At 56.0% G+C, this 17,738-nt stretch carries 16 protein-coding genes and 1 tRNA gene; 10 read left to right on the forward strand and 7 right to left on the reverse strand.

What is annotated here, in order from left to right; translation table 11 throughout:
• Positions 1 to 24 precede the first annotated feature (24 nt).
• Positions 25 to 615, reverse strand: coding sequence for a hypothetical protein (locus tag BC777_RS04965; protein ID WP_100367016.1), 591 nt, complete (start codon positions 613 to 615; stop codon positions 25 to 27).
• Positions 616 to 882: 267 nt separating this feature from the next.
• On the opposite strand from BC777_RS04965, the gene rpsF reads away from it, so the two are divergent.
• The 4 genes from rpsF (at position 883) to BC777_RS04985 (ending at position 4,270) form a co-directional block, all read left to right on the forward strand.
• Complete coding sequence (rpsF, locus tag BC777_RS04970; protein ID WP_100367017.1) at positions 883 to 1,236, forward strand: 30S ribosomal protein S6; 354 nt, start codon at positions 883 to 885, stop codon at positions 1,234 to 1,236.
• Positions 1,237 to 1,257: 21 nt separating this feature from the next.
• Positions 1,258 to 1,485: a 30S ribosomal protein S18 gene (gene rpsR / locus BC777_RS04975; RefSeq protein ID WP_008235217.1), complete on the forward strand. Its 228-nt coding sequence runs from the start codon at positions 1,258 to 1,260 to the stop codon at positions 1,483 to 1,485.
• Positions 1,486 to 1,497: 12 nt separating this feature from the next.
• Positions 1,498 to 2,136 (forward strand): 50S ribosomal protein L9, encoded by a 639-nt coding sequence (gene rplI, locus BC777_RS04980; RefSeq protein WP_100367018.1) that lies wholly within the window; start codon positions 1,498 to 1,500, stop codon positions 2,134 to 2,136.
• 175 nt (positions 2,137 to 2,311) lie between these two features.
• Positions 2,312 to 4,270 carry a bifunctional 2',3'-cyclic-nucleotide 2'-phosphodiesterase/3'-nucleotidase gene (locus BC777_RS04985; RefSeq protein ID WP_100368007.1) on the forward strand — a complete coding sequence of 653 codons (1,959 nt, stop codon included), beginning with the start codon at positions 2,312 to 2,314 and terminating at the stop codon, positions 4,268 to 4,270.
• Between the two features lie 62 nt (positions 4,271 to 4,332).
• Here the strand turns inward: BC777_RS04985 and tig are convergent, their stop codons facing one another.
• The 3 genes from tig to BC777_RS05000 all read right to left on the reverse strand — a co-directional run bounded on the left by tig (position 4,333) and on the right by BC777_RS05000 (position 7,521).
• Positions 4,333 to 5,664, reverse strand: coding sequence for a trigger factor (tig, locus tag BC777_RS04990; RefSeq protein WP_100367019.1), 1,332 nt, complete (start codon positions 5,662 to 5,664; stop codon positions 4,333 to 4,335).
• A 26-nt stretch (positions 5,665 to 5,690) separates the two neighbouring features.
• Positions 5,691 to 5,775, reverse strand: a tRNA-Leu gene (locus BC777_RS04995).
• An 87-nt stretch (positions 5,776 to 5,862) separates the two neighbouring features.
• Positions 5,863 to 7,521, reverse strand: a complete 1,659-nt coding sequence (locus BC777_RS05000) for an NAD(P)H-hydrate dehydratase (RefSeq protein ID WP_100367020.1) — start codon at positions 7,519 to 7,521, stop codon at positions 5,863 to 5,865.
• Positions 7,522 to 7,694: 173 nt separating this feature from the next.
• Here BC777_RS05000 and BC777_RS05005 point away from each other — a divergent pair, with 173 nt between their 5' ends.
• The 5 genes from BC777_RS05005 (at position 7,695) to dddP (ending at position 14,287) form a co-directional block, all read left to right on the forward strand.
• Positions 7,695 to 8,033 (forward strand): P-II family nitrogen regulator, encoded by a 339-nt coding sequence (locus BC777_RS05005; protein WP_100367021.1) that lies wholly within the window; start codon positions 7,695 to 7,697, stop codon positions 8,031 to 8,033.
• Positions 8,034 to 8,065: 32 nt separating this feature from the next.
• Positions 8,066 to 9,472, forward strand: a complete 1,407-nt coding sequence (gene glnA, locus BC777_RS05010) for a type I glutamate--ammonia ligase (RefSeq protein ID WP_100367022.1) — start codon at positions 8,066 to 8,068, stop codon at positions 9,470 to 9,472.
• Between the two features lie 149 nt (positions 9,473 to 9,621).
• Positions 9,622 to 10,839 carry a YadA-like family protein gene (locus BC777_RS05015; RefSeq protein ID WP_100367023.1) on the forward strand — a complete coding sequence of 406 codons (1,218 nt, stop codon included), beginning with the start codon at positions 9,622 to 9,624 and terminating at the stop codon, positions 10,837 to 10,839.
• Between the two features lie 165 nt (positions 10,840 to 11,004).
• Entirely contained in the window at positions 11,005 to 12,855 is a 1,851-nt protein-coding gene (locus tag BC777_RS05020) for an extracellular solute-binding protein (RefSeq protein ID WP_100367024.1), read from the forward strand.
• A 91-nt stretch (positions 12,856 to 12,946) separates the two neighbouring features.
• Complete coding sequence (gene dddP / locus BC777_RS05025) at positions 12,947 to 14,287, forward strand: dimethylsulfonioproprionate lyase DddP (protein WP_100367025.1); 1,341 nt, start codon at positions 12,947 to 12,949, stop codon at positions 14,285 to 14,287.
• On the opposite strand, the gene BC777_RS05030 is transcribed toward dddP, so the two are convergent.
• Complete coding sequence (locus BC777_RS05030; RefSeq protein WP_168769079.1) at positions 14,284 to 15,147, reverse strand: endonuclease/exonuclease/phosphatase family protein; 864 nt, start codon at positions 15,145 to 15,147, stop codon at positions 14,284 to 14,286. The genes dddP and BC777_RS05030 overlap by 4 nt on opposite strands.
• A 115-nt stretch (positions 15,148 to 15,262) precedes the next feature.
• Here BC777_RS05030 and BC777_RS05035 point away from each other — a divergent pair, with 115 nt between their 5' ends.
• The gene (locus BC777_RS05035) at positions 15,263 to 16,471 is read left to right on the forward strand and encodes a bifunctional alpha/beta hydrolase/OsmC family protein (protein ID WP_100367027.1); all 1,209 of its coding nucleotides are present in this window, start codon (positions 15,263 to 15,265) and stop codon (positions 16,469 to 16,471) included.
• Between the two features lie 52 nt (positions 16,472 to 16,523).
• Here BC777_RS05035 and BC777_RS05040 read toward each other — a convergent pair whose 3' ends face one another.
• Positions 16,524 to 17,135 (reverse strand): biotin transporter BioY, encoded by a 612-nt coding sequence (locus BC777_RS05040; RefSeq protein ID WP_100367028.1) that lies wholly within the window; start codon positions 17,133 to 17,135, stop codon positions 16,524 to 16,526.
• A gap of 93 nt (positions 17,136 to 17,228) precedes the next feature.
• On the reverse strand, positions 17,229 to 17,657 hold the full coding sequence (locus BC777_RS05045; RefSeq protein WP_100368008.1) for a DUF6314 family protein: 429 nt from the start codon (positions 17,655 to 17,657) through the stop codon (positions 17,229 to 17,231).
• Between the last annotated feature and the right edge of the window lie 81 nt (positions 17,658 to 17,738).

Here is a 17,738-nt window from a genome sequence, read left to right on the forward strand (position 1 = left end):
GGCAGGCGAAAAGGCGCTGGCGGCTCAGGCCGCCTCTGCGCGCAACATCACGTCAGCACCCAGCAAATCCCGCGCCAGCCTGTCACGCAAGGGCAACAACTGCGCCTCTGTGCCTGTGGCAACTGCGATTGTCTGGTCGGTATCAAGGTATCCCAACAAAAGAAGGCTTTGACCCGTCTGTGTATCAGGCTCAAGGAAAATACCGCCAATCTCATCAAACGTATATGTGGCAACAGTTGTCGGCTTGCCGGAACGGTTGCAAACGACCTGGCGAATTTCATTCTGGCGGGTATCGATATGAATTTCGGGCAAGGTTCCGCGGCTAGCGAACCACAAAAGATAAAACGCCGCGGCCCCCATCAACGTTGCCGCACCAAGGCGCATGATGCCGACACCACCGTCAAAAAACAGGGCTGGCAACAGCAGCAACCCGAAGGTTGCGGTCATCAGACACACGCCGAAGAAAAAGCAAATCGCCTGCCCGGCCATAACGGAAAGCGGCACGCCATGACCGGAACCGATCTTATATCCCCAAAATACGTCTTCCACGCCAAAGGGCGAAATTCGCGCACTAACGGTCGAAAAATCTGCGGTGGTCGCATTCATATCTGTCATTGTGCCCACTCCTCTTTTGATCAGCAGTAGAATCGTTGCTAAACGCGGCAATAAAGGGGCAACCTCAAGGCGGGGTTAAGATATTTGCAGTTGTTGCCAAAACGCAGCTTTTCCTTGTGTTTCATGGCTTGCATCACGGCAGATGGGCTGTATAAGGCCGCATCCTTGCTGCAAAACGTATGAACTGCGCAGCCTCTCGTGGATGGGACGCATGCAAGGTGAACCGCCCATCCTTTGAAATGCGCTGATATATGAACTGGAGTACGCATGCCGCTATACGAGCATGTCATGATTGCGCGTCAGGATCTGTCCAACACGCAAGCTGAAAGCCTTATTGAACATTTCGGAACCGTTCTTGCCGACAACGGCGGCAAGATGCTGGAGAACGAATACTGGGGCGTCAAAACGATGGCCTATAAGATCAACAAGAACCGCAAAGGGCATTATGCCTTTATGCGCACAGACGCCCCTGCTCCTGCCGTGCAGGAAATGGAACGCCTGATGCGCCTGCATGAAGACGTTATGCGCGTGCTGACCATCAAGGTCGATGCACACCAAGAAGGCCCGTCCGTGCAAATGCAAAAACGCGAAGAACGTGGCGAACGCCGCGAGCGCCGCTGATCTAGGATAAGGACAAAAATCATGGCTACTAAACCATTTTTCCGCCGTCGTAAGTCCGATCCGTTTGAGGGCGATAACGCCCCCAAGATCGACTACAAAGACACCCGCCTTTTGCAGCGCTACATCTCTGAGCGCGGCAAAATCGTTCCCGCCCGTATTACTGCTGTTGGTGCCAAGAACCAGCGCGCCCTCGCCCGTGCGATCAAGCGTGCCCGTTTCCTTGCCCTGCTGCCATACGCAGTCAAGTAAGGAGCAAAGCACATGGACGTTATTCTACTTGAGCGCGTGGCAAAGCTTGGCCAAATGGGCGAAGTTGTGTCCGTCAAGCAAGGTTACGCACGTAACTTTCTTCTGCCACAGGGCAAAGCTCTGCGGGTGAATGCTGCCAACATGGCACGGTTCGAGGCTGAAAAGGCCCAGATGGAAGCGCGCAACCTGGAAACCAAAAAAGAAGCAGCAGCACTGGCTGAAAAGCTGGACGGTGAAACCTTCATCATCATCCGCTCTGCATCCGATGCTGGTTCGCTTTACGGGTCCGTCACAACACGTGACGCCGCCGAAGCTGCAACTGAAGCCGGTTTCTCTGTCGACAAAAAGCAAGTTGTCCTGTTGGGCGCGATCAAAGAACTGGGCCTGCACGACGTTTCAGTCGAACTGCACCCAGAGGTCGCCGCGACAATCACATTGAACGTTGCGCGCTCTACCGAAGAAGCAGAACTGCAAGCCGCTGGTAAATCTATTGCTGAACTGGCCGCCGAAGAAGAAGCCGCTGCTGAATTCGAAATTCAGGAGCTGTTTGACGATATTGGCGCTGCTGCATCTGACGACGAAGAACTGGCTGAATCAGCCGGCGTCGAAGTCGCAGAAGAAGCACCAGCAGAAGAGACCGAAGAAGAATAATCTTCTCGCCTTCTTGCAAAAAGTCAGGCCGCTCCTTTCAGGGGCGGCCTTTTTTGTTGCGACACCAAAACACGGGACAGGGACCGCCGATGGGGTACCCTTGGGATGATATGCTCTTGTCACATGACTGATGCAGGCGTTTACTGATCTCATCATTCATACATTGGGGGTTCAAATGTCACTACGTCTTGATCGTCGTCATTTCATCGCAGGGTCTGCCAGCCTGATTGCCATGCATCCGTTCTCCGTCAACGCCGCCACCGGGCAAGCGCATCTGCGGCTTATGGAAACAACTGACCTGCATGTGCATGTCTTTCCTTACGACTATTATGCAGACCGACCGGTCGATACGGTCGGCCTATCGCGCACGGCAAGCATCATTGAAGGGGTGCGCGCGGAATCAACCAATTCGCTCCTGCTCGACAACGGGGATTTCCTGCAAGGCAATCCCATGGGCGACTACATCGCTTATGAGCGTGGCATGAACGAAGGCGACATGCATCCGGTCATCACAGCGATGAACACACTTGGCTTTGACGGCTCCACCTTGGGCAACCATGAGTTCAACTACGGTATGTCATTCCTGATGAAATCCGTGGCCGGGGCAGCCTTCCCCATTGTGTCCGCCAATGTGGTCAAGGAAATGGGGGCAACGCCAACAGCCGATACAACCCTTGTGCCGCCCTACACGATCCTTGAGCGTGACATCATCGACGGCGACGGCACTGCCACCCCCATCAAGATCGGGCTGATCGGTTTTGTGCCACCGCAGATCATGAATTGGGATCGCAAGCACCTTGAAGGCAACGTGCAGGCGCGCGACATCATCGAAACTGCCCAGGCCTATATCCCGCAAATGAAGGAAGAAGGCGCCGACATTATCGTGGCTCTCGCCCATTCCGGCATAGGCGGGGCAAACGCTGAAGACGGCATGGAAAACGCATCAATCCCGCTCGCCGCGATTGATGGGATTGACGCGATCCTGACAGGACACAGCCATCTCGTTTTCCCATCATCAGACTACGATGACTGGGCGGGCGTAGATGTGGCCGCGGGCACCATCGGCGGCAAGCCCGGTGTGATGGCAGGTTTCTGGGGCAGCCATATGGGTCTGCTTGATCTCTTGCTGGAACGCGATGGATCGGGCTGGCGTGTGCTGTCGCATACGGCAGAGGCCCGCCCCATCTCGCGGCGCGAAGAAGATCGTAGCGTCACACCACTGGTCGAGGACTTCGCCCCGGTATTGGCATCCGTGCAAGACGTGCATGATGAAACGCTGGCCTACGTCCGTACCGCGGTGGGCAAAACGGCGGCACCACTGCATAGCTACTTCGCATTGGTCGCCGATGACCCATCGGTCCAGATCGTCTCAAACGCCCAACGTTGGTACATTGCGGACCAACTGACCGGTACAGAATTTGAGGGACTGCCCATTCTCTCCGCCGCAGCTCCCTTCAAGGCGGGCGGTCGTGGCGGGCCAGAGTACTTCACCGACGTACCCGCCGGCGATGTGGCCATCAAGAACGTAGCTGACCTTTACCTCTATCCGAACACAGTCCGCGCTGTGAAAGTCACCGGTGCGCAGGTCAAGGACTGGCTCGAGCGGTCTGCTGGCATGTTCAATCAGGTGGAACCGGGTGCGACAGATGCCATACTGCTGAACCCCGATTTCCCAAGTTACAATTTCGACGTGATGGATGGGGTGACGTATCAGATTGACCTGACCCAACCGTCGAAATTCGACCGGGAAGGTGCTGTGATCAACGCAAGTGCAAACCGTATCGTGAACCTGCAATTCGAAAGGCAACCTATTGACCCTGATCAGGAATTCATCATCGCGACAAATAACTATCGCGCGTCTGGAGGCGGCAGTTTTCCCGGTGCGCTAGGCGATACAATTGTGTTCGAAGCACCAGACACAAACCGCGATGTCATCGTACGTTATATTATAGAGCAAGGCACGATTGATCCCAAGGCAGATGCGAACTGGTCTTTCGCGCCATTGCCAGACACATCGCTTATATTTGAAACCGGCCCGGCCGGTGCCGCTTATGCCGACAGCGTGGCAGGAATGACGATTACACCCGCAGGCACCAGCGAAACTGGCTTCGCCCTCTTCCGCATTGAAATGTAGCCAGATCTACGAAAAAGGGCGCCCGCAATGGCGCCCTTTTACAAAACTAATATCAGTCAAACTTACTCTTCTTCAAGCTTCTCAACAGCCTTCTGAAGGTCATCCTTGCTGACCTCTTTGTCCTTCATGGCCGCGTTTTCAAAGATGTGGTCAACGACCTTGTCCTCAAACATTGGCGCCTGAAGCTGCTGGCGGAACTGCGCGTTCTGCTGCACGAACTCAAAGAACTGGCGTTCTTGGCCGGGGTACTGACGCGCCTGGTTCATGATGGCTTGGGTCATTTCCTGATCAGAAACTTTTACATCAGCCTTCTGACCGATATCAGCCAGCAACAGACCCAGCTTCACACGACGCTCCGCAAGTTTGGTGTGCTCTTTGGTGGGCTTGATCTCTGGGTGATCATGGCCTTCGACCTCTGGGTTTTCTTCATGCCACAGCTGATGGGCAATCTGGTTCGCCTCAGCTTCAACCAAGGACGCAGGCAGATCAAACTTGACCTTCTTATCCAACGCATCCAGCAAGCCGCGCTTGGCAACAGCGCGTGATGCACCAGTATATTCAGCCTCCAGACGCTCGGTGATCTGCGCTTTCAGTGCGTCCAGATCCTCAGCACCGAACTTCTTGGCCAGCTCATCATCCATCTTTGGCTTTTTGGGGCCTTTGACTTCTTTAATGGTGCAAGAGAAGACAGCCTTTTTACCGGCAAGTGCCTCGGCCTGATAATCCTCAGGGAAGGTCACTTCGACATCCTTTTCATCGCCTGCTTTGACCTTCAGCAGGCCATCTTCGAAACCGGGGATGAAAGAGTTGGAGCCCAGCACCAGTGGGTAATCCTCAGCAGCACCACCTTCAAACGGCTCACCATCGACCTTACCAACAAAATCCAGAACAACCTGATCGCCATCTTTGGCTTGGGTCTTCTTGGGCTGGTAATCAACCGCTTGCGGGCTCTCGGCAAGGTTATCAAGGGCCTCTTTCACGGAGTCCTTGTCGGCTTTTACAACCATGCGCTCCAGCTTGATCTTGCTGAAATCAACATCGTCAATCTCCGGCAGCTTTTCATAAGACACGGAAACTTCGACATCGTCGCCTTCTTTCCAGTCTTCGTTGGTCATCTTCATCTCTGGCTGGGCCGCCGGACGATCACCTGTTTCTTCTAGATGGGACGACAGTGCACCATCGATGCTTTCCTGCATGCTTTCGCCAATCAGACGCTGACCAAACTGCTTGCGCAGCAACGCCATGGGAACTTTACCCTTGCGGAAGCCCTTCATCTCAACGGTTGGCTGCGCTTCTTTCAGCTTTTCTTCAACCTTGGCATCCAGTTCAGCCGCCGTGACGGTGATCGCATAACCGCGTTTGAGGCCTTCGTTCAGGGTCTCAGTGACCTTCATGTGCTGTCCTTCTTCTTCTAAGACTTTGGTGCGGGTGAAGGGACTTGAACCCCCACGCCTTGCGGCGCCAGAACCTAAATCTGGTGCGTCTACCAATTCCGCCACACCCGCATGATCAAAAGGGGCAGGTTTTGGGCCTGCCCCCGGTTGCGCGCTGTCTAGCAAAGGAATGCGGGGGATGCGAGAGGAAAAATCGCCTTAAATGCCCAAGGCACGAAAGACTTTTGGCAATTCTTCGGGCAAGTCCTCGGCAATCAGCCCCGGACCGAAAGAAAGGGCGCATTCGGTATGCAGCCATGCGCCCGTCTCTGCCGCCCGCATGGGCGCGAAGCCACGCGCCAAAAGGCCGGTGATAAAGCCCGCCAAAACGTCGCCTGACCCGGCGGTCGCCAACCATGGCGCGCTGCGCTCATAAACCGATGCATTAATACTGCACCGCCCCGATGGGTCAGCAATCACCGTATCAGGTCCTTTGAATAGCACTGTGCACCCTGCCCGCTTTGCCGCCTCACGCGTGGCGTCCACCTTTGAGTACGCGGGGCCTGTGGTCGCAGGTGCGGCCAGCGTCTCGGCCAGGTCAGGAAACAGACGCGCAAACTCGCCGCCGTGTGGCGTCAAAACGCATTTTTCATGCAACATACCAAACAGCAGCGCATCGCGCCCGATCAGCGTCAAAGCATCCGCATCCAAAACCATCGCCCGCCCGCTCTTCAAGCCCGCCTCGATGAGGCCACGGCTCTCATCGCTCACGCCCATGCCGGGACCCAAACACAGCGCGTTGATGCGGTCGTCCTCCAGCGCTGCGTTAAACCCATCCACACCCTTCACCGCGCGCAGCATAATTGCGTTCAACTGCGCCGCATTTTCGATCACGGCGGCGGGCGGACAACCCAGCGTGACGGCCCCTGCCCCAACGCGCAACGCTGCACGGGCCGCAAGACGTGCTGCGCCGCCTTTGCCGACACTACCAGAAAGGATCACGGCATGGCCGTGGGAGTATTTATGCCCATTTCGTTTGAAACGCGATCCGCTTTCATTGGCCATTTTAACTAATTCAGACCGTGGCAACGTCCGCGAAGCTTGGCTTGAAATTCCAATGTCCGCACAGACAACCTTGCCGCACCAAAACCCACCCAATGCGAGTGCATGACCAAGTTTTCGAGCATGAAAACTAACCGTCAGGTTAGCTGCCGCACAAACCGGACTGGAACCTCGTCTAATTCTCTCAGCAGCGGCTTCGTCAAAGATTGGTCGACCGCTATCGGCACATATACCAGAGGGAATATCAATCGCGACGACCGGCGGCGAAAAAGGCCAACGTTCCTGAAGTTGCAAGGAGCCTCCTGCATCTACGCAGTCACAGATGTCTCTAAGAAAGGGACCCAACCCTGACAGAGGCCGTGCCAAGCCCGTTCCAAACATCGCATCAATCACGATGTGCCGGTGCGCTAGCTCTAGCGATGCTTGCGGCGTGAGCGGTAGAACCTCTCCCATCTCCCCCCACCGCTCATAATTCACTTTCGCATCAGGCGGCAGCTTCTCGGCATCCCCATAGAGAAACACCTCAACCGCCCACCCGGCTTCTTTCAGCAGGCGCGCGACAACAAACCCATCCCCACCATTATTCCCCGGCCCGCACAGCACCACGGCACGGTGCCCCTCTTCATCTTGGCCGGAAAACTCCGGGGGTTTGGGGGCTGGCCCCCAAGACGGCGCTAACTCTGGCCATTCCTCGAAAATAGCCTCCACCACCCCCCTGCCCGCGCGTTCCATCAACTCCAGCCCGGTCACTTCGCCGGATGCAATCGCGGCCTGTTCAATAGCGCGCATTTGGGCAGCGGTCAGCAGTTCAGTCATGGTTTTAGCACCCAGAGTTCTCAATTTGCCCACCAAACGGACAAGTTGCACAAAATTTGAGCAACGCGTAGTCTTTCGTCTGACGGGCTTGCTCTCAGGTTCTGCTACGAATTGTCCCTATGCAAGAGAAATGGTCTCACCACTGTCGAAACACCAAAGGGGGAGTCGTTGGCATGAAAAAGATCGAAGCGATCATCAAGCCGTTCAAACTCGACGAAGTAAAAGAAGCCTTGCAAGAGGTCGGCGTACAGGGCCTGTCCGTTGTTGAAGTCAAAGGCTTCGGACGCCAGAAAGGCCATACGGAACTTTACCGCGGCGCCGAATACGTCGTTGATTTCCTCCCCAAGGTGAAAATCGAAGTGGTCCTCTCAGAGGATCAAGTTGATGGCGCGATCGAAGCTATTATCGGCGCCGCTAAAACCGACAAGATTGGCGACGGCAAGATTTTCGTATCTCCCGTTGAACAAGCCATCCGCATTCGTACCGGCGAGACCGGCGACGACGCACTTTAATCCAAAACGACTGTAAAAAAGGGACATCATCGATGGACAATAAAGCTGTTCTGAAACTAATCAAAGACGAGGAAGCCGATTACGTCGACATCCGCTTCACTGATCCACGCGGCAAGCTGCAACACGTCACTGTTGTGGCTGATCTGGTCGACGAAGACTTCCTCGAAGAAGGCTTCATGTTCGACGGATCTTCAATCGCTGGCTGGAAATCGATTGATCAATCCGACATGAAACTGATGCCCCAGGCCGAAAGCGCCTATGTCGATCCGTTCTATGCGGAAAAAACAGTCTGCATTAACTGTAACATCGTTGAGCCCGACACAATGGAAGCTTACGATCGTGACCCACGCGGCACAGCCGTGAAGGCAGAGGAATACCTCAAGTCCTCTGGCATCGGCGACGTCGCCTATTTCGGCCCGGAAGCTGAATTCTTCGTCTTTGATGACGTGCGTTTCAGCGTGTCCATGAATAAAGTGTCCTACGAAGTCGATGCACTTGACGGCGCATGGAACACAGACACCGAATACGAGATGGGCAACACCGGCCACCGTCCCGGCGTCAAAGGCGGCTACTTCCCCGTCAACCCGATCGACGATGCGCAGGAAATGCGCTCTGAAATGCTGTCGACCATGAAGCGCATGGGCATGAAGGTCGATAAGCACCACCACGAAGTGGCGTCTTGCCAGCACGAGCTGGGTCTCATCTTTGGCTCGCTGACCCATCAGGCGGATGAACTGCAGAAATACAAATACGTGATCCACAACGTCGCACAAGCCTACGGCAAGTCCGCCACATTCATGCCCAAGCCGATCGCCGGCGACAACGGCACCGGCATGCACGTGAACATGTCGATCTGGAAAGACGGCAAGCCGCTCTTTGCAGGCGACAAATACGCTGATCTGTCGCAGGAAGCGCTCTACTTCATCGGCGGTATCCTCAAGCACGCCAAAGCGCTGAACGCGATCACCAACCCATCTACAAACAGCTACAAGCGTCTGATCCCAGGCTTTGAAGCCCCCGTTCTGCGCGCCTACTCTGCCCGTAACCGTTCGGGTTGTGTACGTATCCCATGGGCCGAAAGCCCCAAGGCCAAGCGCGTCGAGGCTCGCTTCCCCGATCCGGCCGCAAACCCATATCTGTGCTTTGCAGCCCTGTTGATGGCTGGCCTTGACGGTATCAAGAACAAGATCGACCCCGGTGCGTCTTCGGACAAAGACCTTTACGATTTGCCGCCGGAAGAGCTGGCGGCGATCCCAACGGTCTGTGGTTCCCTGCGCGAAGCGCTCGAAGCATTGGAAGCAGACCACGACTTCCTGCTGGCCGGTGACGTCTTCACCAAAGATCAGCTGGAAGGCTACATGGAGCTGAAGTGGGAAGAGGTTTACGCCTACGAGCACACACCGCACCCAATGGAATATAAGCTGTACTACAGCTGCTAAATTCCTCCGAATAACACTTGTAATGAGGCGTCTGACAAGGGCGCCTCATTTTTTTTGCCAGATGGTTAATTTTCTTGAGAATAGTTCCCAGACCCAGCGCGTAGATGATGTGAACAAGCATAGTTCATGTATTCAAACTGGAGTTCCGAATGACCAATCAAGCCAAATTTTCAACATTAGGATTAGCCGCTGTTGCTGCACTTTGCATCAACGCGCCATTTGCGGCCCAAGCGCAGACACTCGGCGTTACCTGCAATACGGATGACGGCGGTGCTGTTACAAATCTTTGTGACGACGGCGATATGACAGCAGTCGAAACCGTAGTAAATGCGCACGATGGGCGCCTCACAACAGCAGAAGGTGCAATCGCGTCCAACGACACGGATATTCAGACAAACGCCGATAACATCGCGTCAAACGACACCGATATCCAAACAAACGCTGACAACATCACAGCCAACGACACCGATATCCAAACAAACGCCGATAACATCGCGTCAAACGACACCGATATCCAGACAAACGCGGACAACATCGCAGCCAACGACACCGATATTCAAACAAACGCTGACAACATCGCGGCCAACGACACCGATATCCAGACAAACGCCGATAACATCGCGTCAAACGACACCGATATCCAAACAAACGCTGACAACATCGCGTCAAACGACACCGATATCCAAACAAACGCTGACAACATCGCGTCCAACGACACCGATATCCAGACAAACGCCGACAACATCGCGTCAAACGACACCGATATCCAAACAAACGCGGACAACATTGCGGCCAACGACACCGATATCCAAACAAACGCGGACAACATTGAGGCCAACGACACCGATATCCAGACAAACGCTGACAACATCGCGTCAAACGACACGGATATTCAAACGAATGCGGACAACATCGCAACCAACGTGACAGACATCCAAACCAACGCCGACAACATCCAAACCAACGCCGACAATATCGCGACCAACGTCACCAACATCCAGACAAACGCCGATAACATTGCAACCAACGTCACCAACATCCAGACCAACGCTGATAACATCGCGACGAACACCGCCGACATCGCGACCAATGCGGCAGATATTGTTGACCTTCAGGATGGTTTGTCTGAATTGCGCGGCGATCTGAACAAAGGTCTGGCCATGTCGAACGCGATGGAGGTCTTTGCACCCGATCCAGGCTCTAACTTCCGCTTGAACGTCGGCACGGGTTTCCACGATGGCGAAGGTGCCTTCGCTGTGACAGGCGCTGGCCGTGTCGGTGAAACCGGCAGCACAATCGTCTACCTCGGCATTGCTGCGGCAGACGGCACAGCAGGCGGAAAAGCAGGCGTTTCCTTCCAGTGGTAAGCCGCACCAGTTTAGCATTTGAATTGGCGGGCATCTGCCCGCCAATTCTGTTTTTGCACGGCTCAACCGGACACATGAGACCACCGACAAAGCGATGTTGAAGCATTCGGCAGAAGCGCTACCATCTGGTAATGCCCACCGGTTTCACGCTATCGAAAGCACGCTATGCACCCTCGTCTTGCCCTCGTCCTGCCCTTTGTGGCGCTCGCCATCCCTGCCTTCGCCGATGTCACCATCAGCCACGGCTATTCCACCTTTGGCGATCTGAAGTATGGGCCGGATTTTACGCATTTCGACTACGCCAACCCTGACGCACCCCAAGGCGGCACACTCAGCCAGCGACAGTTGTTCGGTTACGATACCTTCGACAGTCTGAACGCCTTCATCATCAAAGGTGACAGTGCACCGGAGGTGAGCGTGCATCTATATGACAGCCTGATGGTGCGGGCGAATGATGAACCCGACGCGCTTTATGGGCTGATTGCGGAAACGATCGAATACCCCGAAGATCTATCCTACGTCACTTTCAACATGCGGCCAGAGGCACGCTTTCATGACGGGGAACCAGTGACGGCCCAAGACGTGGTCTTTACGCTCAACGCGCTGCGGACCGAAGGGCATCCGCTTTACCGCAACCGCTTTGCAGATGTCCTGAACGTCGAAGCCGAAACCGATCTGCGCGTGCGTTTTGATCTGGCAGGGAACGCAGGCAGCGGACTCTTGGGGGCAATTGCAGAGCTACCGGTTTTGCCTGAACACTTCTATGATACCGTCCCGTTTGCTGACAGCTGGATGGATACCCCCCTCGGCTCGGGGGCTTATGAGCTGACAAACGTTAACGCGCCGCGCACGCTCACCTTCTGCAAGCACGCGGATTACTGGGCCGCAAACTTGCCCGTGAACGTCGGTCGCAATAATTTTGACTGCTTCAATTACGAATACTTCGCCGACGACACCGTAGGACTAGAGGCCTTCGCCGCCGGTGAATACCACATGCGGGTCGAATACCGCTCGTCCTCCTGGGCGACCGGATATGACTTCCCGGCAGCGCGAGCCGGCTTTGTCAAACAAATGCTGATCCCCGACGGAAGCCCCGGCAGCGCGCAGGGGATATGGCTGAACATGCGCAACCCCGTGCTGCAAGACATTCGCGTTCGTCAGGCGCTCGATTATGCGTTCAACTTTGAATGGACGAATGAGACGATTTTTTACGGCGCATACTATCGCACAGATAGCTTCTTTGAGAACACCGACATGCAGGCGAGCGGCCTGCCCGAAGGCGCCGAACTTGCTTTGCTGGAAGAGTTCCGCGATCAGCTACCACCCGAAATCTTTACGGAACCCGCCTTTGTTCCCAATGTCAGTGGCAACCGCCCACGTGACCGGGCCGCATTACGCAAAGCGGGCGAGTTGCTGGACGCCGCTGGTTGGGTTGTGGGCGATGACGGGGTCCGCCGCAATGCCGCAGGCGAGCCGATGCAACTGGATTTCCCTGACAGCAGCCGTGGCCTTGAACGCATCATGATCCCGTACACGGAAAACCTGAAAGCGCTGGGTATCGATGTGGAGTTCGATATCATTGACCCAAGTTCATGGACACAACGCAGGCAGGCTTTCGATTTTGATCTCTCCTCCACCGCATGGCAGGTTGCTGTAACGCCAAGCACCGAACTGCGCGCCTTCTACGGCTCGGCCGCCGCAGATGCCGAAGGCAGCAACAACCTGACAGGGATCGCAGACCCCGTTGTCGATGCATTGATCGAACGTGTGGTCATCGCTGAGTCACGAGAGGAGCTGAACACCACCGCCCGTGCGCTGGACCGTGTGCTGCGGTCCAAACATATCTGGGTGCCGGGTTGGTCGATTGACAATCACCGCGTGGCCGTGTGGGACATCTTCGGCATCCCCGAAGAACCCGCGCCTTACGATTTCTTCCGCAATATGGATTTCTGGTGGTTTGACCGCGAGAAATACGATGCTTTGGTAGCGCAAGGTGCTCTGGACCCCGGTCTATAGCCTGCTGCAAAGACCGGGAAATGTCGAAAACAGACATGATCTGAAGGGGAACGCCCGCATACTTGGCCTCACAAGGCCAAGGACAATCCCGATGAACACCCACTACCGCGACACCCGCAAGATCGACCCGACGCGCGGTGCAACACTCGGCGATGGCACACCCAACGATCAGGACAGAGTCGAAATTGGACCAACCCAACTGGCCTTTCACGAATGGGCCGCGGCGGGTTTGAAACTGCCCAATCTGCCCGCAATGCGCGCCTGGCGGCACAAGCGCTTGGTCGATGCGGTCAACGCCCGCGATTATGGCGGCATCCTGATGTTCGACCCGCTCAACATCCGTTATGCGACCGACAGCACCAATATGCAGCTATGGAACAGCCACAACCCGTTCCGCGCCTGTATCGTCTGCGCCGACGGTTACATGGTGATGTGGGACTACAAGAACGGGATGTTCCTCAGCAAGTTCAACCCGCTGGTTAATGAACAACGCACCGGGGCTGACTTGTTCTATTTCGACCGTGGCGACAAACTGGAACCCGCCGCTGATAATTTCGCGGGTGAAGTCCGCGACCTGATCATCGAACACGGCGGCGGCAACATGGCACTGGGCGTAGATAAACCCATGCTCCATGGCCTGCGCGCGCTAGAGGCGGTCGGTTTCACCGTCTACCCCGGCGAAGAACTGACCGAGAAAGCCCGCAGCATCAAAGGCCCCGATGAAATCCGCGCCATGCGCTGCGCCAGCCATGCCTGCGAAGCCGCATGCTATGCCATGGAAGACGCAGCCCGCGTGGGCGTACCCCAAGGCAATATGTCAGAGGACGACATCTGGGCGGTCCTGCACGCCGAAAACATCAAACGCGGCGGTGAATGGATCGAAACCCGCCTGCTCTCATCCGGCCCGCGCACGAACCCATGGTTTCAGGAATGCGGCGGGCGGATCGTGCAAAACAATGAAATCGTGGCCTTTGATACGGATCTTGTGGGCGCTTACGGCATCTGTGTGGACATCAGCCGGACATGGTGGATCGGGGATCAAAAGCCGCGCCTGGATATGATCGAGGCGATGAAAACAGGCGTCGAACACATCCGCTACAACATGGATATGCTCAAACCCGGCGTGAATATCCAAGACTTAAGCCGCAACACCCATGTGCTGCCAGACAAGTACCAGAAACTTAAATACGGCTGTCTGATGCATGGTGTCGGCCTGTGCGATGAATGGCCCTTGGTCGCCTACCCTGACAAGATGGTGCCGGGTGCCTTTGACTATGAACTTGAGGCAGGCATGACGCTTTGTGTCGAAGCGCTGATCAGCCCAGAAGGTGGCGACTTTTCCATCAAGCTGGAAGATCAGGTTCTGATCACCGAAGACGGCTACGAGAACCTGACCAAATATCCACATGATCCGGCATTGATGGGGCTTTAGCGCGTCAAAGATACATTCGCCAGCACACCAAGGTGGTCGGACCCAAGCAGGCCACGATACTGCGCCGTCCCACCCCCCGGCGCATGGACGTGATCCAGCAACAAAGGCATGCCGCGCAGATCAAATGTCGGGCGCACAGGTTGCGCTACCTGCAACCGGGCCGCCCTTTGCATATCGTGCACACTGTTGGCCCAAGGAAAGATGTTGAAATCGCCCGCCATCACAACAGGCCCGTCCAACGCCTCCAACAGCCGCGTGGCAGACCGCGCAGAGGTCGCATTGCTATAAGGGAACGGCCAACGCAGATGCACCGCAACCACCCAAACTGGCCCTTGGTCATTTTGCACCTGCGCGGCGGCGGCTGCACGTCTGTCGGAACATTTGTTTTGCAAGATTGGTGTGCGCGACAACACCGCAATCCCACTCCATCCCGAAAATGTGCAGATATGCTGATACGGATAGATATCGCGTAGGTCTGCCATCATTGCGCGGTTGGACAGGGATACCTCTTGCAAAGCCACCACATCCGCACCGCTGTTGCGAATATCAGCAGCCAGTGCGACCAATTCGCGGTTCCCGAACCACATGTTCTTGGAATAGATCCGCAGATCATCCGCCCGTTGTGCGCCAAAAAACATCGGCACGGTCGTCCCTGCCCCCAGCATCACCGCTGCCACCAACATCAGCTGCAAGCGCGCGCCCATCGGAAAGACCAGCACCAGCAGACAGATGATCGCCAATGGCAGGCGCAACAAGGCCAGACTATCAAACGCAGGATGCAGACCACCCGCAAAGCCAAAGAACACGGCAAGCAGCAAGCAAACCGCCCCCGCACGCATCATTAAAACCAAGACCTTCATTGTCGTAACATCTCTCACCTTGCCGCGATTGTGGCCAATAAACATTGCCGCATGCGCATCTTACGCCCATCTCTTGCGCAGTTTTTACGCAGACCGCCACGGAAAGGGTCCGTTCATGCCAACCGAAAAGCTCACCTTCACCGGGCATTCAGGCCACACGCTCGCCGCACGCCTTGATACGCCCAATGGGCCGCATCAGGCGACAGCGCTTTTTGCGCATTGCTTTACGTGCTCCAAAGACATCACCGCTGCCCGACGGATTGCAGCGCGCCTGTCTTCGATGGGGATCGCGGTCTTACGGTTCGATTTCACCGGGTTGGGCCATTCTGAAGGTGAGTTCGAAAACACCAGCTTTACCTCCAACGTCAATGATCTGATCGCGGCCAGCAAAGCGCTGGACGCGCGCGGCTTGGCGCCCTCATTGATCATTGGGCACTCGCTGGGCGGTGCCGCTGTGCTAAAAGCTGCACCCATGATGGACAGCGTCAAGGCCGTCGTCACGATCGGCGCGCCCTTCGATCCTGAACATGTGACCCACAATTTTGCCGATGCCATCCCGCAGATTGTGGATCACGGCGTCGCCGAAGTTTCGCTGGGTGGTCGCCCCTTCCGCATCAGCAAAGACTTTGTCGAGGATGTCAGCCAGGCCAACCTCAAGTCCTCCATCGCCAAGCTAGGTGCTGCCCTGCTCGTCCTGCACGCCCCCCGCGATGCGACAGTGGGGGTTGAGAACGCCTCTGACATCTTCCTCGCGGCCAAACACCCCAAAAGCTTTGTCACCTTGGATGACGCTGATCACCTGATCACAAGGCCCGCAGACGCCGAATACGCCGCAGACGTGATCGCAGCGTGGTCCAAACGCTACCTCAAACTAGAAGAACCCAAAGCCATTGCTGCCGTCCCCGAAGGCATCATGCGGGTGACAGAGGCCGACGCGAATGGTTTCCTGCAAGATGTACAATCCGGGCCGCATCATATGCTGGCCGATGAACCAGCCAAATACGGCGGCACCAATAAAGGGCTGACACCCTATGGCTTGGTCTCTGCAGGTCTGGGTGCCTGCACATCAATGACCATCCGTATGTACGCAAGGCGTAAAGGCTGGCCGCTAACTGGGGTCAGCGTCGATATCACCCACGCCAAGGAACACGCCGCCGATGCCGCCGCCCAGACAGGCGCAAAGGTAGACCACTTTGATCGGTCCATCAGGCTCGAAGGCGACCTGACCGATGAACAACGCGAAAGGCTGCTTGAGATCGCGGACAAGTGCCCTGTTCATCGCACGCTAGAACGCGCCTCTACAGTCTCAACCCATCTGGCATGAAAAAAGGCGCTGCGTGATGCAGCGCCTTTTTGCGTCGTTCAATTTCAAACGCCTAAGTGCGCGCGTCGCCGATCAGCTTCCACAAACCCGGTACAAGCAGTGCCGCAAGACCCAGCTTAAGCGCGTCACCGATAACAAACGGTGTCAAACCAACCTCAATGGCCCAAGCCAACCCTTTGCCTTCATAAAGCACGGTCAACCAGGCAACGCCGGGGACATAGATCAACACGTTTGCCACCAGCAGCGCAACGGCCATCAGGACAACCGACCGATCCCAACCAGCACGCGCCGCAAATCCCAGCGCCAAAGTGGCCAGAACATAGCCCACAAGATAGCCGCCAGTGCCGCCCATCATATACTCCAGACCATTCAACTCGGCTGTTGAGCTTTGGAAAATATCAAAGCCCAACATGCCGATAATCATGTAGCCGATGATCGTCGCAAGACCCAGACGTGGGCCGTAGGCTGCACCAATCATGAGCACAGCAAATGTCCCCATGCTGATGTAAATGGGGCTGCCCGGTACGGCGACCTTAACTTTGGCCAAGATCGCGAGGGCCATGATCCCCAAAACCACCATCACGGCCTGTTTGACGCGCAATGCGGTCCCCTCGGATGGGCCAAAAGCCTCTGTCAGAACTTTGTCGTTGAGTGCGAGGGCCATCTGCCGCTCTCCCATATTGTTTATGTCGTTGGAGGTTTTATTGCCGATGCCGCGAGGCGGCGCAAGTAGAACGAAGCGCAACACTGCCCCGGATCAGGTCCGGGACGGCGCTGGCGTGTAAAGCGACGTCGATACATAATTCTTGCGCGGGCCTTTGACTGTCCAGACGGCCCGCCACTGTGGCCAAGCGGTGAAGTCATAACGAACAGTATAGAAATCGTCACCGCAAGGGTGATCAGTCCCCACAGCATGGCCGACGGGCGTAAACTGATGAAACGGACGCCCGTCTTCAAAAGTAACGATCACAATGTCGGGCGTGAACGCCCAGAAATAACGACGCTTGGCTTCCAGTTGCGCGCCGCTCTCTAGCGTCAGCGTCCCGATTTCTTCATAGCTCAGATGCATCGAGCCGGTTGCCGTAAAGATCGCCTGCCCTTGCAGCGTGCCATGTTGACCATGCAAGTGATCCCGGATCGTGCGTTGCAACGCCCACGGCCCGACAAATGCTGCCGCTGTCACCATCAGACCCCCACCAATGTCCACAACATACGCATCTCTCCCTTGAGGGTTCTGCCCCGGCCCCTTATGACGCGTCGGGAATCC

It is taken from the genome of Yoonia maricola (assembly GCF_002797915.1).
GTDB lineage: Bacteria > Pseudomonadota > Alphaproteobacteria > Rhodobacterales > Rhodobacteraceae > Yoonia > Yoonia maricola.